Raw genomic sequence first — 20,933 nt, 5'->3', positions numbered from 1 at the left:
ATGGATACGGCAGTAGCTCTTGGCGTACTCGGGATAATAGTCATGTTTATTATTCCTTTAAGCCCTGGAATTATCGATATACTTATTATATTTAACCTGGCGTTTTCGCTTATTGTGCTTTTGCTTACGCTTTTTGCTACGGATACGCTCCAATTTTCGGTGTTCCCTACGCTGCTTTTAGTTTCCACGCTTTTCAGGTTAGGGCTTAATGTATCTTCAACGCGCCTGATCCTTACGAGCGGAAATGCAGGGCGGGTAATTGCCGCATTTGGCAATTTCGTCGTCCGCGGCAATTATGTTGTAGGTGTAATTATATTTATCATAATATTTGTTATACAGTTTGTGGTTATTACAAACGGTTCCGGAAGGGTTGCGGAAGTTGCCGCAAGGTTTACGCTAGATGCCATGCCTGGCAAGCAGATGAGCATAGATGCGGATTTGAATGCCGGAATAATAAACGAGAGCGAGGCTGTTGAAAGGCGTAAAAAACTTCACCTCGAAACAGACTTTTATGGAGCTATGGATGGTGCCAGCAAGTTTGTAAAGGGCGATGCCATAGCAGGAATAATAATCGTTTTTATTAACATAATAGGCGGTGTGATCGTCGGGATGATGCAGGGTATGGCTGTTATGGACGCACTGAAGCAGTATTGCCTTTTGACTATAGGAGACGGCCTTGCATCGCAGATACCTGCCTTATTGATTTCAACATCGACAGGAATACTCGTAACGCATTCCGGCGGGAATGAAAGCTTTGGAAGCGAACTTACAGGAGAGTTTAAAGCCTTTCCAAGTGCAATCGCAATAGTTTCCGTAATACTCTTTATATTTGCGCTGGTACCTTCATTTCCGGCAATACCTTTTCTAATACTTGCCGTATCAACAGGTTATTTTGCTTATACCCTTGAGAAGGACGGCAATAAGAAAAAGGGAAAGATGATAAATAAAAAGGCTGTCGAAATTGCAAATAAGGAAAATAGAAATAAAGAGCCTGATAATATAATGAATCTCTTTCATGTCGATACCCTTGAAATAGATATAGGATACGGACTTATACCGCTTACCGATACAAAAGCCGGCGGAGACCTTTTAGAGAGGATATCTGCAGTTAGGAGGCAATGTGCCACTGAACTCGGGATACTTGTCCAGCCTATCAGAATAAGGGACAACTTACAGCTTGGAACAAATGAATACGTTATAAAGATAAGGGGAATAGAAATTGCCAAGGGTGAATCTATGAGCAACCATTACCTGGCGATGGATCCGATTAATTCCGATGTGAAAATAGAGGGTATAAAGACACATGAGCCGACATTCCATCTTCCAGCGGTATGGATAACGCCTGATAAAAAAGAAAAGGCCGAAATGATGGGGCTTACGGTTGTAGATCCCGTAACGGTATTGATAACCCAGCTTACAGAAGTCATAAAACAGCACAGCTATGAACTTTTAGGAAGGCAGGAAGTAAAGATGCTGATAGATAGCGTAAAGGAAAGCTGCAGCGCTGTCGTAGAGGAGCTCATACCTGACCTTTTGACTATCGGGGATGTGCAAAAAGTGCTGCAGAATCTTTTAAGGGAACAGGTGCCTATAAGGGATCTTGAAACAATACTTGAGAGCCTGGCAGATAATGCGAGAAACACCAAAGACATAGAGCTTCTTACAGAATATGTAAGATATGCAATGGGTAGGGTTATATGCAAACCATTTATAGATGAAAATAATACGATAAATGTGATAACTATTCATCCGAAATTAGAGCAGATTATAGGTGATAATATACATAAATCTTTCCAGGGTTCATTCCCGTCGTTGAGCCCCGGTAATACTGAGAAAATATTGGGCAGTATAAAGAAAATCGCTGATAATAATGTTTTTTATAATAATACACCCGTAATATTATGTTCACCGAGGATAAGACTGGCGTTCAGAAGGATGCTTGAGATGGTGTATCCTAATATTCCGGTAATATCGATGAATGAAGTACCTGCTAATGTAGCCATTAATTCTGTGGGAGTAGTGAGTCTGGATGATAATTAAAAAATATGTTGCCGACACAATGAGTGAAGCTTTAAATTTAATAAGACTTGAACTCGGGCCTCAGGCGCTGATAGTGAATAAAAGATTTATAAGGCAGAAAGGGATACGCGGGATGTTCCTGCCCAAAAGGCTCGAGGTTACGGCAGCCCTCGATGTTCCGGAAAGAAACATCGGCCGTACTGAAGGAGTCAGCCTTTCCAAAGATAATGCAAATAAAATGGAAATCGAGCAGGAGATATATGAAGTTAAAGAAATGCTTCAGAAGCTGACCGCTGAAAAACAGAAAAAAATAAAAAGAGAAAAGAAGACGGGCATAAGGAAATTGCTGCTGGAAAGAGATGTAAGCGAAGATGTTATCAATTCGATATTGAAATCTATTAAGGAAAAGGAAGAATATAAAAATCTGTCGAGAATTTCCGATGCGATATTTGTAAAGGGAATAGGCGAAGTAATAAAGACAGGCATACAAAAGAACGGAAGAGTGCAGGCCTTTATAGGGCCGACGGGGGTCGGAAAAACCACGACTATTGCGAAGATAGCGGCCTTTAAAGCCCTCAATATGAAAAACAAGGTCGGCCTTGTAACTATAGATACATACAGGATAGGCGCAGTCGAGCAGCTTAAGATTTACGCCGATATATTGGGACTTCCTTTTGAGGTGGTAAATACAGTAGGAGATATACAAAGATGTTTTGACCGCCTTGGAGATTGTGACAGCATACTCGTAGATACAACGGGCAGAAGTATAAAAAATGCGATGCAGCTTTCGGAGCTTAAGCTTTATCTCGATAGAATAAAGCCGGATGTAACTTATCTTACTGTAAGCATGACAACAAAATACATAGATTTGCTTGAAATTTTAAAAGGTTTCGGGCAAATGAACTATAACAGCATTATTCTCACTAAACTGGATGAAACGGCTGCATACGGATCCATATTGAATGTCGCATATAACGCGAAAGTGCCTATATCTTATATAGCCGTAGGGCAAAATGTGCCGGATGATATTGAAAAAGCCGATAAGGATAAGCTCTTAAACCTTTTAATAGGGGAGGGCAGAGTATGATGGACCAAGCTCAGAATCTGAGGAAGTATGTAGAGGAATACAGAAAGAGAAAGAGCAATAAAGTTAATAAAAAAATAAGGATAATAGCTGTTGCAAGCGGAAAAGGCGGAGTCGGCAAGACAAATTTTTCGATAAACGTCGCAATATCTTTAAGGGAAATGGGAAATAGGGTGCTGGTTTTTGATGCGGACTTAGGCCTCGGGAATGTCGATGTGGTAATTGGGATCGTTCCAAAGCTTACACTGTATGATGTCATTTATAATCATAAGGAGATAGATGATATTGTTATAAACGGGCCGGAAGGCATAAGGATCGTACCTGGCGGTTCCGGCATTGAAACTCTTGCAAATCTTGATGATATGCAAAGGGATAATTTATCCAAGAAGTTTGAGAGACTTCTGGATACCGATATTTTGATAATAGATACAGGAGCGGGGATATCAAAAAATGTACTGAGTTTTATTGCAGCTTCCAATGAAACAATCGTAGTAACAACACCGGAGCCGACATCTATAACAGATGCATATAGTCTTATAAAAGTCGTGCTGAAATACATTCCGGAGAAAAAAATAAATGTTATCGTAAACAAAGTACGTGATGAAAAGGAAGCAACAGTGACATATAAAAGACTTGATACTACCGTAAAGAAATTTTTAGATAAAAATATTTATAACTTAGGCTATATAATGGAGGATGCGAGGGTAAAAAGATCTGTGATGGAGCAAAAGCCTTTCAAAATCAATTACCCGAACTGTAGTGCCAGCAAATGCATAGACAATATCGCCCATGCAATATCCGGCTTGCCGGATGCATCGAAAAGTACAGGTGGCATAAGATACTTTTTAAATAAAGTAACGTATTTATTCAGTAAAATGGAATAGTACGGCAGCGTTAATAATGGAGGTTGAATATGTTAAATTCATTTGTATCTAATAACGAAACCAGAGAAGAAAAGATAATACGCTACCTACCGCTGGTAAAGTACATAGTCGGCAGAACATTTGTAAGCAAGTACTCCCCTGTTAGCGTTGATGATCTTATAAGTTTTGGAGTAATAGGCCTTATAGATGCAATAGACAAATTTGACCCATCAAAGGGTGTAAAGTTTGAGACATACGCATGTATCAGAATAAAGGGTGCCATCATAGATGAACTTCGGAAACTGAACTGGGTGCCGAGGAGTACCACTGCCAAGGTTTCAAAGTTAAATCAGGCCAGGGAAAAACTAAAAAACGAGTTGAAAAGAGAGCCTACCGACGAGGAAACAGCGGATGCCCTTGGAATAGATCTCTATGAGCTTAGAAAGATTGAAGGATACATTAACTATCTTTCGATGGAATCCCTTGATGAAGTCGTTTTCCAATCGGACGGCGATGATGTTCACCTTTATTCTCTGATTGAGGATGAAAGAAGCCCGAGACCCGAAAAAATGATTGAAGATAGGGAAATGATAAAGGTACTAAAAAAGGCCATCGATATGCTAAATGAAAAGGACAGGCTTGTTCTGGCATTATATTATTATGAAAAACTTACACTTAAGGAAATAGGAAAACTTCTTGGAATAACGGAATCGAGAGTGTGTCAGATTCACAGCAGGGTGATTATAAGGCTTAGGGAAAATATGAAGAAAATGAATTATATCGGCTGATGGAGAGGATACCATGGAATATATATTGCTGTCTGCAGGGATAATTTTAGTGGTTGTGGGAATAAACGGATGCAGAAATAGTAAGAAAAACCGGACTGATAAAAGTAAAAGGGATTCAAAATTTCAGGATTATCTCTCGCAGGATGTGATAGCTGAGAGGTTAGATGAGATAGATGAAAAGATTGACACTCTTATATCCGGAATTGAACCGTATTTAGAGCAGGAAAATAAAGAAGTGAATACCAAAGTCATGGATAATGATGATATAAACGAAAAAATAACAGAACTTAAAAACAATGGCGCAAGTATTGAGGAAATCGCAGAAAAGTTAAACATAACAAAGGGGGAGGTACTATTAAGGCTTGGTATAAAAAGATAGGCTATTTATTTGACAGCAGGGTTATACTCGGCGTAGGTATAGGTTTCATTATAAGCGCTGTGATTTTTATGGTGATTCCGAAGAAAAATATATCGAAAATTGAAGTGGAAAAGAAAGCAAGAGCTATGGGAATGATTTATCAAAGTGAAGTCAAAGCATTATATAATAAATGAAAGTAAGGTGTGATTTATTATGCTTAGAGGAATTTATGCTTCAGCGTTTGGCATGATACAAAATCAGGTGGATCAGGATACCACGGCGAATAATATTGCAAATTCGACGACTGTCGGGTTCAAACAGGACCAAATTATTGCTGTGCCTTTCCGGGATGTCATGCTGCAAAACAAAAGCAATGAAAGATTCGGCAAGCCTGCCGTGCAAAAACTGGGGGCTATGCCTCTTGGAGTTTTAAGCGACGGCCCATATACCGACTTTACGCAAGGACCCGTTATAACCACGGACAATAATCTGGATTTCGCTATAAACGGAAGAGGATTTTTTCCGGTTGAATATTTCGATGGTGAAAATCAATCTGTTTTGTACACAAGATGCGGCAGTTTTCAATTAGATGCGCAAGGTAATGTCGTGTCTTCTGATGGATCCAAACTTCTTGCAAGAGATGCAAATACTGGTCAAATAGTACCTGTAAACGTAGGAAACGGGAAAGTGACTGTAGACAGCGAAGGAAATGTATATGTCGATTCGGTTAAAAAGTACACGCTTTCAATAGTGGATTTTAACGACTATAATGATATACATAAATTCGGGAAAAACATGTATGAGATAAATAACGGGAGCAATGCCAATCCGGTTGAGTTAGGTACGAATTCATATAGTATCGAGCAGGGGAAGCTGGAGCAGTCAAATGTCGATATGGAACTGGAACTTGTGAATATGATTACGAATTTAAGGAGATATCAGGCAAATCAGAGAGTGCTGCAATCGATAGATGAAACCCTTTCCAAAACAGTCAATGAAGTAGGTTCTCTGAAATAAAATTTATTGACAGTTCAGAAAAAGTATGGTATATTTTACTCGTGCTTAGTTGATAGTTAAATATTTTAAAAATTAATATTGATTTGTGTGTTATATAACACTCTTATCGAGAGAGGTGGAGGGACTGGCCCGATGAAACCCGGCAACCAGCATGTTAAATGCCAAGGTGCCAATTCCTGCAGGATTTATTCTGGGAGATGAGGGTTTGATGATTAGCCTCTTCTTTTTAGAAAGAGGCTTTTTAATTTTGCAGCGAAGGCTTGGTTTTTCAGGTATTCAAACAAAATATAGGAGGAAAAAAGATATGACAAAGAAATTATTTACTTCGGAATCCGTTACAGAAGGCCATCCCGATAAAATATGCGATCAGATATCCGATGCTGTACTGGATGAAATACTGGCAAACGATAAATATGCAAGGGTAGCATGTGAGACTGCAGTTACAACGGGACTTGTGATGGTAATGGGTGAGATATCTACAAAATGCTACATAGACATCCCCAAGGTCGTCAGGAAGACGATAGCCGATATAGGTTATACGAGGGCAAAATACGGCTTCGACTGTGATACCTGTGCAATACTTACATCCATAGATGAACAGTCGCAGGATATAGCACTGGGGGTCAATAAGGCTCTAGAAGCAAAAATGGGAGAAGATTTTGGAGGCGTAGAAGAGATAGGAGCAGGGGATCAGGGAATGATGTTCGGATTTGCATGCGATGAGACACCTGAGTATATGCCTCTTCCTATTTCTCTCGCCCACAAACTCGCAAAAAGACTTTCAAAAGTGAGAAAGGACGGCATATTGGATTATTTAAGGCCGGATGGCAAGACGCAGGTTACAATCGAATACGATGACGATAAACCTGTAAGGGTGGATACGGTGATAGTCTCAGCGCAGCACAGTCCCGACGTAGACCATGATACTATCAAAAATGATATTATTGAACAGGTTATAAAAAAAGTCATTCCGGAAAAATATCTCGATGAAAATACGAAATATTATATCAATCCGACTGGGAGATTTGTAGTTGGAGGTCCCCAGGGAGATTCAGGATTGACAGGCAGGAAATTGATCGTTGACACTTACGGTGGATATGCAAGGCATGGTGGAGGTTCGTTTTCAGGTAAGGATCCGACAAAGGTGGACCGTTCCGCATCTTATGCCCTTCGCTGGGTTGCCAAAAACCTTGTCGCTGCAGGAGCGGCTAAAAAGCTTGAGATAGAAGCAGCATACGCGATAGGTGTTGCCAAACCTGTTTCAATCGCAGTCGATACATTTGGCACAGGGATTATCGATGACGAAAAAATATCAGTCATCATAAATAAATTGTTCGATTTAAGGCCGGCGGCAATAATAAGAGAGCTTGATTTAAGAAGGCCTATTTATAAGCAGACGGCTGCATATGGCCATTTTGGGAGATCCGATATAGATCTTCCATGGGAGCATTTAGACAAAGTGGATGAGATTAAAAGACTTCTGTAATAATTGAAAATGGCATAAAAATGTGCCGCCGCATAATTGATGAATATTTCAATTATGCGGCGGCACATCATTTTACATTATAACTTTTCCGCCGATTATAGCATTCTTAATATTTATACCATTATCGAAAATAATTATATCCGCATCATGGCCCTGTTTTATATATCCCTTTCTATTGTCTATTCCCATTATCTTTGCAGGGACGGAAGTAGCCATCGAAACGGCTTCCGCGATATTCAAGCTGGTGTTTTTCAGCACATTCCTTACAGCCCTATCCAGTGTGAGGGTACTTCCCGCAAGAGTGCCGCCCTTAAGTCTTGCTGCATTTTCCTTGACAAAAACCTCCTGACCGCCAAGGGAATATACGCCATCTTTCATGCAGCATGCCCGCATTGCATCAGTAATAAGAGCGCAGTTTTTGTATCCTTTTATGGAAATGGCCACCCTTATGGCAGCAAAATGTATGTGTATTCCATCTGCAATGAATTCGGTTGTTATGCTACTGTCGAATATGGCACCCACGACTCCGGGTTCCCTGTGATTCAAAGCTCTCATAGCATTGTAAAGATGGGTGGAATGTGTAACTCCCATGCCGATCGCATCCATTATCTCATCATATGTTCCATTGCTGTGCCCCGCCGAGACTACGATACCATGCCCGACGAGGAATTTTATAAGTTCATGTGAGCCTTCAATTTCAGGGGCGATAGTAATCCTTTTTAATATAGAAAAATCATCATCCAGTATATATGACAACAATTTTATACTGGGTTTTACGATGAATCTTTCCTCCTGCGCTCCCTTAAAAACTGGATTTATAAAGGGCCCTTCAAGATGCATGCCCATTATATTTGCAGTATTCCTATTTAGCTTAATCGCTTCTTTTACAGCTTGTACAGCGTGTTTGATATCATCAACAGATGTTGTCATAGTAGTCGGAAAGAATGATGTGGTACCGTGCTCTGCTATAACCTTAGAAATTCCATTTATAGCTTCCACGCTTCCATCCATCACGTCATATCCGCCTGCTCCATGGATATGTATATCGATAAACCCGGGTGAAACAAACAAGCCTTTGGCATCGATTACATCAGGAATGTCAGGAGCATCATCTGTTATTGCACAAATTTTCCCTTCATTAATAATGAGATTCTTCCCCTCGATTATTTTATCGTCTGTAATTATATTCCCGTTTTTTATTAATAACACTAAATTACCTCCTTTAGCTGTCATTTATATAGATATTATAACATAATGCATAAGCATCCATTACTATTTTCAAATTACTTTTTAGTTGCGCAGCAAACTTCCGCAGCATGATTTCTACATTATTTATGATTTGTCAAACTCGTTGTGGAAAATTTAATTTTTCATATAGCTCACCTATAATTTGTGAATTTTCCAATCAGAAACCATATTTCTTATTAACATGCATAGATGAATTGCGATTAGCAGGTGGCAATATATGGTTGTATATTTAAATTGTCAGGAGGAATTAAAACTGATAATCGATAATGAGAGGAGGTGCAAACAATGCCGGCAATTGCAAACAAGCTTTCAACGATTCTTCAGCTAAAGGTAAAGACAGGTACCGATGAGGAAGGGAAGGACATATTAGCTACGCAGTCTTTCAGAAGAGTAAAGACAGATGCCCTGGACGATGACATATACGCTATCGCACAGGCTATAGACTCCATGGAAAGCACACCGCTTGTTTCAGTAGCTAAACAGGATACTTACGAGCTCGTTAATCAAGCGTAGGCAATCAAACATTCCCAAGAGTGAAAATCTAATAAGGAAAAGAGGTGAAAATGATGCCCGTTAAAACATTGGTTTTAATATTTCAGAATCAACAGGGGAAAAACACCAGGATATCGGTGGACAACGCAAAGGAAGGACTGACAGACGCAGAAGTAAAGAGCGCCATGCAGTCGATAGTTGAAAAGAATATTTTCGAGACTGACGGAGGAGATTTGGTTGCTTTAGCAGGTGCCCAGATTGTAACGAGATCCGTTCAGGATATTTCAGTGAAATAGGCAGATGCATGCAGTTGAACTTATGTTATTTTAAGCACCCATTCGTTGCTCAAAACAACATAATCCCATTTATGCCTGATTTCAAATTACGGATTGAAGATCTGGCGAATAAAATGTAAAGAGCACCGGCTGTATAATGCTTTTGAAGATTATGCAGCCGGTAAGCCTTTACTTTAAGAAGGGGGGATGGGGATTGGAGGATATAGCCCAGATAATTGCTAACCTCGGTTTTCCAATAGGCATATCGATATTTCTTCTAGTGAGGACTGAAAGCAAGATCGAAAAGTTGAATGACAGCATAAATGAACTCTCAAAATCCATAGCAGCTCTTGGTACAGTAAAAAAGTAAGATTGTATAGGGGACGTTTTCCTGGCTCAATTTTATTGAGCCAGGAAAACGTCCCCTATGCTATAATATATGTAATGATTTTTACAGGGAGAGATTCTATTGTTTGAATTTGAAGGTACGATTGATACGATCATATATACAAATGAATCCAATGGGTATACTGTGGCAAAGCTCAAAAATAAAGATCAAATGGTTACAATTGTCGGATACCTTCCTCTAATAAATGAAGGGGAAAATATTAAAGTGGGAGGAGAATGGGTCAGGCATCCGGAATATGGGCAGCAGCTTAAAGTCGAGTCATATTCCGAAATTGTGCCGACATCGGAAAACGGGATTCAGAAATATTTATCTTCGGGTCTGATACATGGAATAGGGCCTGTTACTGCAAAAAAGCTTGTAGATAAATTTGGAAAAGATACTCTGGATATAATCGAGTATAATCCTGAAAAGCTCATAGGCATAGGGGGGATAGGTGAAAAGAAAGCTAAAGCCATAGCCGAATCTTTTGAGAAGCAGAGAGATCTAAGAGATGTGATGGTATACCTTCAGACATATGGCATATCCACTGGCAATGCTATAAAGATATATAAACTATACGGCGGGAATGCAATAAATAAAATAAAACAAAACCCATATATCCTTATAACGGATGTTTACGGAATAGGCTTTAAGACAGCCGACAGGATCGCCCAAAGCCTTGGCATCGAAAAGACTTCAAGATACAGGCTTATGGCAGGTATAAAATACATACTTAGCGAGAGCTGTGCGAAAAGCGGGCATACTTATCTTCCCGGAAACTATCTGCTGGATAAATGTTCAGAGTTGTTGCAGGTGGAAAAGCCTGTGCTTGAGGAAGCTTGTGTTTCGCTTGTAATGGATAAAGAACTCGTAATGGAAAATATAAATGGTACTCCGGCTGTATATCTGATGCCCTTTTATTATGCGGAAGTAGGGGTGGCGAAGAGAATAATCGAACTTTTGAATGCTAGTTCAAAGAAAATAGAGCTCGATATAGATGCCGAAATTAAAAAATATGAATATGATACGGGGATAGAATTTGCTAAAAAGCAGAAAGATGCGATTAAAGGCGCTATCGAAAAAGGCGTTGTCATCATAACGGGTGGACCTGGCACAGGAAAGACAACGATTATCAAATGCATTTTAAACATACTGGAAAAGAAAAATTTCAATATATCGCTGGCTGCTCCCACCGGGAGGGCTGCCAAGAGGATGACTGAGGCAACCAAAAGAGAAGCCAAAACCATACACAGGCTTTTGGAGATGGGATATACGGATGGAGAAGATAACATGGTCTTTCTAAAAGATGACTCCGACCCTATAGATGCAGATGCCATTATAATAGATGAAGCTTCAATGATAGATATACTGCTTATGAATAATTTATTAAAGGCAATAGTACCCGGAACAAAGCTTATAATTGTAGGCGATGTGGATCAGCTTCCATCGGTTGGAGCCGGAAATGTGCTGAGGGATCTTATAGATAGCGGTATAATCCCTGTAGTAAAGCTGGAAGAGATTTTCAGGCAATCGCAGGAAAGCCTTATTATTGTAAATGCCCACAGGATAAACAAAGGTGAACTGCCTTATATCAATGAAAAAGAAAGGGATTTCTTCTTTATTGGGTCGGCATCCCAGGAGGAAGCGTTGAAAACCATACTGGAGGTCGTAAAGTACAGGTTGCCTCAATTTAGGGGAGGTTTCGACCCGCTAAAGGATATACAGATTCTGACGCCTATGAGAAAGGGTATTTGCGGCGTTTATAACCTTAATAGCTGCCTCCAGGAAATCCTAAATCCGGTATCACCTGACAAGGACGAGAAAAAGATAAGAGATTTTGTTTTTAGAACTGGCGATAAAGTAATGCAGATAAAGAATAACTATAATATTAAGTGGGAAAAATTAGCAGGTGGAGGAGATAAAAACGGTACAGGCGTTTTTAACGGCGATATAGGTTACATAGAATATATCGATAATGAAAATAATTGTTTATCAGTTATTTTTGACGATGAAAAAAGGGTGATTTACAGTTTTACGGATATCGATGAACTTGAGCTTGCCTATGCCGTTACCGTCCATAAAAGTCAGGGAAGCGAATTCCCCGTGGTAGTAATGCCTTCTGAATGGGGTCCGCCTATGCTTATGACCAGAAACCTTCTATATACTGCAGTTACAAGGGCCAAAAAACTTGTAGTGATGGTAGGTAGCAAACAGGTACTGGCAGGTATGGTGAAAAATAACAGGATAGCGAAAAGATATTCTGCCCTCGGGTTCAGGTTGAGCACATTGTCGGGAACTGGAATATTTTAAAAGAGTATCATGAAATGAGGTATATGAAATAAAATCTTATTTGAAGAATATACTTGATGGAATAATTGAAATAATATATCCGGAGCAGGAAAGGTGCGCATTCTGCAGATTGAGTGGGGCAAATGTGAATAAATTCGGCCTATGCAGGTACTGCACAGCATCCCTTTCTTTTTTATCAGGCAGCGTATGCAGAAAATGCGGACGGCCTGTTGAGGATGAAAGAGAATCCCTATGTCCCGAATGTAAAGACGGCAGGACGGATTTTGACGGAGGGCTTTCTGTGTTTGAATTTACAGGGATCGTAAAGGATATGCTGCATAGCCTAAAGTATGGAGGCAATACCGAAATAGCCCATTCGTTAGGTAAATTTATGGCTTTAAGACTTATGAAGAAGGGATGGAAAATAGATATGATTATGCCTGTCCCACTATATCCGGATAAGATAAGGCAAAGGGGATATAATCAATCATATCTTATTTCCGCTGAAATCGGGCACGAATGCGGTATCAGAGTATATGATGACGTACTGATAAGGAAGAAAAATACGCAAAGTCAAACAACCCTTACAAAATATGAAAGAATGTACAATGTAAGAGGAGCATTTGATACTGTACGTAATAAAATAATATATAGAAGGGCTATACTTGTGGTCGATGATGTGATGACGACAGGTGCAACGCTAAATGAATGCAGCAGGGTGCTCAAGAAAAATGGAGCGGGAAAAGTTTATTGTATTACAGCCGCTTGCCCTATATTTTTTAAATAATTCTTGATTTTTTATATTAAATGAGGTTATAATTTAGTGTAGTGTTATATTAGGTCTGTGGTTGAAAATCGATGCTAGTCGCAGGCGAAACGATCCACGTAAATCAGACAAAATCTGACGAGCATGGTGCGGTTTAGGGGTAAGTCCTGCCGCTAGAAATAGCGAGAGAGGAATTAGTGAGGGACGTAAAGTTTGAGCGAAACTTCCAGCAGGCGAGTGTGGGGACAAAAACCAGGTCAGCTAATATAACTTTAATTTGTAAACCAGGGCAATGGCCCGGTTTAAATAAATTTATTTTGATGGCTAAGCTGCCACAAAGCGAGGGGATTTTCAATGTATCAAGACAAGACATTAGTATGCAAAGACTGCGGTAAGGAGTTTGTATTCACTGCAGGAGAACAGGAATTTTATGCTGAAAAGGGATTCCAAAATGAACCTGTGCGCTGCAAAGAGTGTAGACAGGCTAAAAAGGTCGCGAGAAGAGCACAAGGCGGAAAAAGGGAAATGTACAAGGCGATTTGCTCAGCTTGCGGAAAGGAAACTGAAGTTCCCTTTAAGCCCAGTGAGGATAGACCGGTTTATTGCCGTGAATGTTTCGAGGCAAGAAAGTAATCCCCGAGCTTTGCGAGAGGGTTATAATCATTAAATCCGCGTCCGGGTTTGAAAGCTCCACTTTTGTGGGGCTTTTTTTTGTAATTATTATTTTCATATATGCCCTCTTGTGACGATACCCCAGGGTCAGATAGCTTATGTGTTTGCGCGTGACGGGAAATCGCTGAAACCTACATAGACTCTTGGCAGGGTTATTCCTGAGAGCGATAATTTCCAGAATGCGAGGGGTTTTATCCTGAATGGTGGACAAAGAGGCCCACAAAGAGGTATCATCCGCGAGGGAACATATGCGTTTAATTTAGCTGAATTTATAATAATCACTGAAGACAAATTTATATTATCTGCCGTTAGGTTCACGGGCGGAAGAGACGACAATATCGAAGATGGCCGAGGTATTAAGAGAAAGGAATGGATTCAGGCCGATTGTAATAAAGGATGCGGATGATAAAGTGGGTATTATTATTGAAGATTGTATAGATATAATTAGCGGTTTTATAAGATTTTGTGTAATAGAGTTAGTACTTTTGTATTTAAAGAAATTATTGATATATGTATAAAATTAGCATATAAGTACAATAATCCCAATAAGATACAAATTATCGGGAGGCTGCTATGAAGGTTAAAATTATAAAAATTGCGGATAGTATTTTATATGCAGTACTTTTAATCATACTGTTCATGTCTCTTGTTTTCTTTTTGTATTCATCTATAAATCCTGAGAATAGCCATTCCATGTTTGGGTATAGATTTCTGGCGGTTTTATCCGGAAGCATGCATCCGGTGCTTGATGCGGGGGATTTAATCATTGTAAAGGGAAAAGCGAATGGGAGCATAGATATAGGAGATATAATAACATACAAATCTCAAAATAACGGGATGATCACCCACAGGGTTGTCGATGTAATCAAAAACGGCAACGGCCTTTTTTACAGGACGAAAGGTGATTCCAATAATATCGCGGATGATGAGAATATAAAGCCGGAACAAATTACAGGCACCCTTGCTTATAAAATACCTTATGCAGGATATGTAACACGTTTCGTAAAAAGCAGGGCGGGTATTTTACTGCTTATAATACTGCCTTCAACATTATTATTTATTTTTAAAACAATCGATTTTATCGGAAGCCTTACTGAATATAAGAAAAACAGGCTTAAATCTGCCGTAAAATAATCCGATAGAAAAAGTCGTAAGAGGTAATTCCAAAGAGAAAGGAGGGATGTACATATGAAAAGGAAATTGATAATCTCCTTATTCACTTTGCTCATGCTTTTGTTTGTGATGGGAGCCGGCACATATGCATGGTTTACCGCCAGAATTGAAAGCACGGGAAACACAATAAGCGCAGGGACATTCAGGATCGGTGCAAGTTACAAAAATAAAGATTCATATAAATTATTTGAATTAAGCAATGTTTATCCTCAGGAAGAACCTTCATCCGATAATATTAACCCCATAACTGTTTCAAATACCGGAAGCATGCCGGTAAACATCAATGCACAGGTAGATGTATCATCCAACAAAAGTTCCGGTGCTGAAAACAGGAAGGAATTCAGGATAGATGCTACAGTTGTGATAAAACATGATGGTGCGGAGAATGAACTTACTTCCGGGTCCATGTCGATGGATGGTTTTAAATCATGGCTTGAAGAAAAAGTTAAAGATATAACGTTGAATGCAAATAGCGACGACGCAATAAATATTGGCGGAAAAGTATGGCTGAACGAGGGCGCTGACAATAGCTACCAGGGCAAAACGATCAATGTGGGTGTAAGTTTTCTTGCCGAACAGGTTAAATCTTGATTAAATCCAGAGATTGTTTTATAGCAGGTTTTATTTATTATTCAATCCATAATCATAAATTTACTACGAGCAAAATTGTGTAGCTTTTGGCAAAGGATTGAAGATTGATGGGGATACAGTTAAAATTGTATCCCCTTTATAAAAATTTGACTGCAGGAATGATGAAAAATGAAAAAATATTTATTATCATTGGTTTTATTTATATATTTACTGATTGCAGGCGTTTATACATATTCTTATTTTACCGGTAAAATTAGAAGCGACGGTGTAATGTCTTCGGGAAGAATTTTATTAGGCGGAATAGATGGGGATTCAAATAGCATGCCGGAAAGATTAAACGCCGTGTCTTTTAGCGGATTGCGGCCCGGAATGCCCCAAGTAACCAAGATATCAAAGATAAAAAACGGCGGTGCGTTTCCGGTAAGGTTATATAGAATTTCCGTATCGAGTGGGAATAATATGCTTGGAAATTTTATAAATACTGTTATTAAAATAGGAAACAATGAGGTCTATAGTGGAAAGCTTGGTTTTCTAACAAGTGAAGAGTATATGAACATCGACCCTGTTGCCATAAATCCCGGCCAGGTGATGGATATATCATTTGGCGCTGCCCTGGATCATGCCGCCGGCAATACCTGTCAGGGCAAAAGTATTTCATATAGTTTTGATGTATATGCCATGCAGTATAATCAGGAGTTAAACGGCGAGAAAAAAGATAAGATTTATATCATCTCTAAATCGGATGGAAATTGCGAATTCGGCAATCATTTTACATTGGAAGGTACGAATAAAAGTGGTACAGAGAATGGATATTATGCGATATTTTATTTTAACTGGGATAATCCGACTCAGGATTACCAGTATTATAAGATATCCATAAGGCATGGTAGCGCTGAACCGGCAATTACCATTGAACTTGAAGGGCATAAATGTAGTGAAAAAACATACAGCTATGACAAAAAAGAAGCAATTCCAGAGGGCAGTATCGATTTAAGCAAAATAAAAGTTAAATATGATATTGATAATAAAGGCATGACTATCAAAATAGCAAACGATGCTTTTCCTTCATCTTGGAAGGGTTTTGAGATAAGCGCAACAGGCAAAAGCGTTGATGGCGATAAACAGGATCGTACTAAGTATGTGTATTGGAAATTAATAAGAAATAATATGTAAAAGGATTGAAGAAAATCATCCTTATTTAGATTCTTTTTAAATAAGGATGATTTTCTTCAAGAAACTTTTGCCAGGATCTTAATCTTTCGTTGGGTGTATGGGCTTTGGGATCGATTATATTGCAAGATACCAAGAGCCTGCCGCCATACATAATGCCACCCGGAAGATCGACATCCGCATCAAACTTTCTGCCACATACATGGCATATGCATTTTCGAGTCATATCATTTCCCCCTTTCTTCACCTCTATTATATTTCATTCTTCTTATAAGTATACAATAAATAAGTAAATTTTTTGTTAAATAATATATTGCAATAGTATAATAATCTCTAATGTTTTCTTGATTTTGTGCTTCCATAATATTCTTCAAATTCTGAATATATTTTGTATATAAATACGGTTTTTTGTTTTATATAAGTATTTTATACAAAAAATATCCGAGAATTTATATAAAAAACTTGAAAACAAAAACAAATTATACTAATATATATGTAAATTCAAATATGTTTCCTGGGCATGAAATTAATGCTCATACTATTTATTTTATAGGGGGTAGAAGGCATGTCAAAGGATAAAGGCATAAAGAAAGAAGCAAAGAAAAAACCAAAGGAAGATAAGGTAAAAAAAGAAAAAAAGAAATATGAATAAATTAAATCAAGCGGGAGGCAGATGACCATATGCCCCCTGCTTGATTTTTTAGTTGATTTACCTGCCTGCGCATATGAAATATCAGGCATTTTTCATATTTGAAAATATTAATGGCACTGCTTAAAGGGCTCTATAGTCTCTAAAAATGCAGAGTAGTAATGCGGATATCTAAATTGGTTTCTTGATAGATTTTTCTTGCTTAGAAAGGTTTAGATAGAGAGTGGATACTAATTATATGCTTTCTTTATAACCTTAACAGGCTTTTTAATTTCATCAAGATAAGGAGCATAAAATTCAAAAGATTTCTCATGTCCACACTTTGAACATACGCATGTCAATATATCATATGTGAGGTCATCCTTGCTTACTATTTCCTGATAATTCTGGAGGTATTCCCCGCCGCAAATTTCACAAGGTGTGAGCCTTATGATCTCATATTCACTTTCTACATATCTCATTGCATCTTGTGTATTCATAAATATCACTCCCTTAAGTTTATATAATAACCTTTGTCTTAAATAACAGCTTTATTACTTTTATTATATATCATATTCAAAATAATTTCATTTATAATCCACAGGGTATATTTTATATTTGAAGAATATTATTCAAATTATTTATATATATACCATTTTAAACTTAATTCTATTAAGGTGCATTTTATTCATATAATTTAGGAGAATCCTTTTGATAAGGGGTGGATCGTTTGATTAATACTATATGGCTTTTTATGATTTTAATAGGTTTATTGTTGTCCTTTCTTAATGGTAATGCAAATACAGTAATGAATGCGGCAATAAAAGGTGGAGCGTCTGCTGTTGAGCTGACAATAGGCCTTGTTGGCGTTATGTGCATATGGTGCGGCGTGATGAAAGTTGCTGAAAAGTCGGGGCTTACCGATTTAATCGGGAAGGCTATGTCACCTGTGATGAAAGCGATATTTCCCGATATACCCATGAAACATCCTGCATTCAGCGCAATTATTTTAAATCTTGCATCAAATATGCTGGGGCTGTCAAATGCCGCGACACCCTTTGGAATAAAAGCTATGGAGGAAATGCAAAAGTTAAACTATAAAAAGGACAGGGCGACGGATTCTATGGTTATGTTTCTCGTTGTGAATTCTGCCTGCATACAGCTGATCCCCGCGACTGTGATATCTATAAGAACATCCGCAGGATCGGAAAATCCGTCCGAAATAGTTGTTCCAACGATCATTACGACACTAATCGCAGTAATAATGGGCATAATCTCCTGCAAACTATTGAGAAAGTATTACGATTAGGGGGTACCTAAATGCTTGTTGTAGTAAAACAGCTTTCCATTTATTGCATGCCTGCGATAATTATTTTCATCCTGGCTTTTGGATATTTAAAGGGCGTAAAAGTTTATGAGATTTTCATTGAAGGTGCAAAGGAGGGGATCAAAGTATCCGTAAAGATATTGCCATTTCTTGTTGCAATGCTGTTTGCCATATCGATATTTAAAGAATCAGGAGTGTTAAAAGCCATAACTGACATCGCAAGCCCTGTTTCCAGCCTATTTGGCATACCTTCTGAGGTTTTGCCTCTTGTGATAATGAAACCTCTGTCCGGCAGCGCGTCTCTTGGGATCACTGCCGGAATATTGAAGCAATATGGCCCTGATTCCTTAACAGGCAGGATAGCATCTACAATGATGGGATCGACTGAAACGATTTTTTATACTATGGCGGTGTATTATGGAGCCGTAGGGATAAAAAAAATGAGGCATACTCTGTCGTGCGCGCTTATAGCACATTTTACAGGTGTTGTAGCATCATGCATCATTTGCAAAATAGTATTCAAGCAATAATTATTGTGTCAAAAGAAGGAAAACCAAAATTTTCGTAGAAATAAAAGACGTATATTCATAATTTAGGGGGGAGCTTATGGACAATAACTATCAGAAAGCCCGGCAAAGCCTGAGAGAGGACGAAAGGCAAAAGAACCTTGCCTATAAATCCGTGGACTATAGCGGTTTTTTTGAACGTTTTTTTGCATGGAGCATAGATTTCGCCTTGATGTTCGGCATGGGATACCTTTTGTATAAACATTTCGGCCTGGCAAAAGCAGTAATTTTTGTCGCTATTATCGATTTGATTTACAGGATTATATTTACATACTTTTTTAATGCCACATTGGGCAAGCTCGTATTTGGCGTAAGGATTATATCGCGTTGTTCTTCAAAACCGTCATTATTGCAGATCTTAATCAGGGAATTTTTCAAATATTTTTCGTGGCTTTTACTTGATCTCGGATTTATCTCAATAGTAGTCAACAGGAGGAAACTAAGCTGGCATGATTTGATTTCCGGCACTGCTGCAATATCAGGCGGCAGGGAAGAGGCAAAATATGCAAGGGATATATATACTAAAGAGCCTCAAAAATGGAATAAATGGATTTGCAGTGCCCTTGCCGTGGTTTTTTTTGCTGGTTTTGCACTTTTTTTGAATGTGGGCTCGAAATATCTGATATATGATATAGGAATGTTTGGCTTTGATAAAGATGTTGATTTTTCAAAGTTCCAGCTCGAATATAAACTTCCTGCCGCATCCACGGGAGCCGCAGCACAAAAAAAGGATGTAATTCAGGCAGGGGACATAGATGGAGATAGAGGTGTGGAAGTATTCAGGGAAGGTACGGCGGATAAAAAATTATTTATAAAAAATGTGCGCCTGCTAAGCAATAAACCGATAGATGGGGATATAAGCATTGAACTTCCAAAACCTATAATACAATTCAGACTTCTTGATATAAACGGCGATAAAAAGGATGAACTTGCTATTTTGTTTGAAGATAAAACTCTTAAAATATACAAGATAGATCAAAATATTGCTGAGATAGGATCACTCGGCCCCATAGGATACAAGACGATCGACTGTGTAACTAAAGGCAAACCCGCTTCGAATATACCATACAGGCTTTATGTTCTTGGGGATAAAAATAAAGTGACTGTAATATCCATGAGCGATGGGAAGGTTCAAAGTCAGGACCTTACCCTGCCAGGGCCGTATAGCTATAATGAAATAAGCATGGGTATGTTTAATGATGTGAATTATTTAGTTGGCTTAACTAATAACGGGAAAGTTACATTTAATATGTATGATGGGAAGCAATATGTCCAGAAGAAGATTATCGATATGCCGTTGAAAGGCAGCGTATCTCTGCTTATAAGAGATATGAATTTCGATGGTAAAAATGAATTGATCTTTTGCGGACAGAAAAGTTCGGACAGAAAGTATCCGGTAATGGCATCGTATGCGCTTTCAGGTAACAGACTCCTCAATGTGTGGAACGGCGGAAGGGAATATAAAAAGCAACTGGCGTTGTCCCTTGACGATATAGTTGATTTTAGCAGGGACAAGAGCATTGATTTTTATATGACATCGAAGAGTTTATCCGGACAAAGCGGCAAATATTCCATAATTCTTTTCAAGAGCAATAAGATCCTTATGAAAGTAAATGATTTTATCAGGATATTGAGCTTTTCAAAACCAATATAATACAAGAAATACGTTTCTCTAAAACTTCAATTCGCAATATGAGTTTATGTTATTTTGAACACTCATTCGGCAGATTCAA

At 38.6% G+C, this 20,933-nt stretch carries 23 protein-coding genes, 1 pseudogene and 1 riboswitch; of the genes and pseudogenes, 21 read left to right on the top strand and 3 right to left on the bottom strand.

Annotated features, from left to right (window positions below):
- The 7 genes from flhA (at position 1) to metK (ending at position 7,615) form a co-directional block, all read left to right on the top strand.
- Entirely contained in the window at positions 1–2,040 is a 2,040-nt protein-coding gene (gene flhA, locus QME45_02520; protein MDI6617533.1) for a flagellar biosynthesis protein FlhA, read from the top strand.
- Positions 2,030–3,106 carry a flagellar biosynthesis protein FlhF gene (gene flhF / locus QME45_02515; GenBank protein MDI6617532.1) on the top strand — a complete coding sequence of 359 codons (1,077 nt, stop codon included), beginning with the start codon at positions 2,030–2,032 and terminating at the stop codon, positions 3,104–3,106. The genes flhA and flhF overlap by 11 nt, the downstream gene beginning before the upstream one ends.
- A complete protein-coding gene (locus QME45_02510; GenBank protein ID MDI6617531.1) occupies positions 3,103–3,987 on the top strand; it encodes a MinD/ParA family protein in 885 nt (294 codons plus the stop codon). Before flhF ends, QME45_02510 begins: the two co-directional genes overlap by 4 nt.
- Positions 3,988–4,016: 29 nt before the next feature.
- Positions 4,017–4,754 carry a FliA/WhiG family RNA polymerase sigma factor gene (locus QME45_02505; GenBank protein ID MDI6617530.1) on the top strand — a complete coding sequence of 246 codons (738 nt, stop codon included), beginning with the start codon at positions 4,017–4,019 and terminating at the stop codon, positions 4,752–4,754.
- 13 nt (positions 4,755–4,767) lie between these two features.
- Complete coding sequence (locus QME45_02500; protein ID MDI6617529.1) at positions 4,768–5,133, top strand: hypothetical protein; 366 nt, start codon at positions 4,768–4,770, stop codon at positions 5,131–5,133.
- A 192-nt stretch (positions 5,134–5,325) separates the two neighbouring features.
- On the top strand, positions 5,326–6,129 hold the full coding sequence (locus tag QME45_02495; protein MDI6617528.1) for a flagellar hook-basal body complex protein: 804 nt from the start codon (positions 5,326–5,328) through the stop codon (positions 6,127–6,129).
- Positions 6,130–6,229: 100 nt separating this feature from the next.
- Positions 6,230–6,333: riboswitch (SAM riboswitch) on the top strand.
- Between the two features lie 100 nt (positions 6,334–6,433).
- On the top strand, positions 6,434–7,615 hold the full coding sequence (metK, locus tag QME45_02490) for a methionine adenosyltransferase (GenBank protein ID MDI6617527.1): 1,182 nt from the start codon (positions 6,434–6,436) through the stop codon (positions 7,613–7,615).
- A gap of 72 nt (positions 7,616–7,687) precedes the next feature.
- Here the strand turns inward: metK and nagA are convergent, their stop codons facing one another.
- On the bottom strand, positions 7,688–8,824 hold the full coding sequence (nagA, locus tag QME45_02485) for an N-acetylglucosamine-6-phosphate deacetylase (GenBank protein ID MDI6617526.1): 1,137 nt from the start codon (positions 8,822–8,824) through the stop codon (positions 7,688–7,690).
- Positions 8,825–9,148: 324 nt separating this feature from the next.
- Here nagA and QME45_02480 point away from each other — a divergent pair, with 324 nt between their 5' ends.
- The 11 genes and pseudogenes from QME45_02480 to QME45_02430 all read left to right on the top strand — a co-directional run bounded on the left by QME45_02480 (position 9,149) and on the right by QME45_02430 (position 16,682).
- The gene (locus tag QME45_02480; GenBank protein MDI6617525.1) at positions 9,149–9,376 is read left to right on the top strand and encodes a DUF1659 domain-containing protein; all 228 of its coding nucleotides are present in this window, start codon (positions 9,149–9,151) and stop codon (positions 9,374–9,376) included.
- A gap of 50 nt (positions 9,377–9,426) precedes the next feature.
- Positions 9,427–9,651 (top strand): DUF2922 domain-containing protein, encoded by a 225-nt coding sequence (locus QME45_02475; GenBank protein ID MDI6617524.1) that lies wholly within the window; start codon positions 9,427–9,429, stop codon positions 9,649–9,651.
- A gap of 193 nt (positions 9,652–9,844) precedes the next feature.
- Positions 9,845–10,000 (top strand): YvrJ family protein, encoded by a 156-nt coding sequence (locus QME45_02470; GenBank protein MDI6617523.1) that lies wholly within the window; start codon positions 9,845–9,847, stop codon positions 9,998–10,000.
- A gap of 99 nt (positions 10,001–10,099) precedes the next feature.
- Positions 10,100–12,328 (top strand): ATP-dependent RecD-like DNA helicase, encoded by a 2,229-nt coding sequence (locus tag QME45_02465; GenBank protein MDI6617522.1) that lies wholly within the window; start codon positions 10,100–10,102, stop codon positions 12,326–12,328.
- Between the two features lie 40 nt (positions 12,329–12,368).
- Positions 12,369–13,094 (top strand): ComF family protein, encoded by a 726-nt coding sequence (locus QME45_02460; protein ID MDI6617521.1) that lies wholly within the window; start codon positions 12,369–12,371, stop codon positions 13,092–13,094.
- Positions 13,095–13,427: 333 nt separating this feature from the next.
- A complete protein-coding gene (locus tag QME45_02455; protein MDI6617520.1) occupies positions 13,428–13,706 on the top strand; it encodes a zinc-ribbon domain containing protein in 279 nt (92 codons plus the stop codon).
- A gap of 106 nt (positions 13,707–13,812) precedes the next feature.
- Positions 13,813–14,037, top strand: a pseudogene (locus tag QME45_02450) (flotillin family protein).
- A gap of 52 nt (positions 14,038–14,089) precedes the next feature.
- Positions 14,090–14,263, top strand: a complete 174-nt coding sequence (locus tag QME45_02445) for a hypothetical protein (protein MDI6617519.1) — start codon at positions 14,090–14,092, stop codon at positions 14,261–14,263.
- 55 nt (positions 14,264–14,318) lie between these two features.
- A complete protein-coding gene (locus QME45_02440) occupies positions 14,319–14,879 on the top strand; it encodes a signal peptidase I (GenBank protein ID MDI6617518.1) in 561 nt (186 codons plus the stop codon).
- A 54-nt stretch (positions 14,880–14,933) separates the two neighbouring features.
- A complete protein-coding gene (locus QME45_02435; GenBank protein ID MDI6617517.1) occupies positions 14,934–15,509 on the top strand; it encodes a TasA family protein in 576 nt (191 codons plus the stop codon).
- 168 nt (positions 15,510–15,677) lie between these two features.
- Positions 15,678–16,682, top strand: a complete 1,005-nt coding sequence (locus QME45_02430) for a hypothetical protein (protein ID MDI6617516.1) — start codon at positions 15,678–15,680, stop codon at positions 16,680–16,682.
- Between the two features lie 25 nt (positions 16,683–16,707).
- Here the strand turns inward: QME45_02430 and QME45_02425 are convergent, their stop codons facing one another.
- Positions 16,708–16,905, bottom strand: a complete 198-nt coding sequence (locus tag QME45_02425; protein ID MDI6617515.1) for a hypothetical protein — start codon at positions 16,903–16,905, stop codon at positions 16,708–16,710.
- Between the two features lie 653 nt (positions 16,906–17,558).
- Positions 17,559–17,807 (bottom strand): metal-binding protein, encoded by a 249-nt coding sequence (locus tag QME45_02420; GenBank protein MDI6617514.1) that lies wholly within the window; start codon positions 17,805–17,807, stop codon positions 17,559–17,561.
- Positions 17,808–18,037: 230 nt separating this feature from the next.
- Between QME45_02420 and QME45_02415 the strand changes: the two genes are divergently transcribed.
- The 3 genes from QME45_02415 to QME45_02405 all read left to right on the top strand — a co-directional run bounded on the left by QME45_02415 (position 18,038) and on the right by QME45_02405 (position 20,854).
- Entirely contained in the window at positions 18,038–18,616 is a 579-nt protein-coding gene (locus tag QME45_02415; protein MDI6617513.1) for a nucleoside recognition domain-containing protein, read from the top strand.
- 11 nt (positions 18,617–18,627) lie between these two features.
- A complete protein-coding gene (locus QME45_02410) occupies positions 18,628–19,164 on the top strand; it encodes a spore maturation protein (protein MDI6617512.1) in 537 nt (178 codons plus the stop codon).
- 76 nt (positions 19,165–19,240) lie between these two features.
- Positions 19,241–20,854, top strand: a complete 1,614-nt coding sequence (locus QME45_02405) for an RDD family protein (GenBank protein ID MDI6617511.1) — start codon at positions 19,241–19,243, stop codon at positions 20,852–20,854.
- The last annotated feature ends 79 nt before the right edge of the window (positions 20,855–20,933 follow it).

Source organism: Clostridiales bacterium (assembly GCA_030016385.1).
Taxonomy (GTDB): domain Bacteria; phylum Bacillota; class Clostridia; order Clostridiales; family Oxobacteraceae; genus JASEJN01.
Note: the sequence above shows the minus strand (reverse complement) of the source record. Positions and strands in the feature narration are given on the sequence as shown.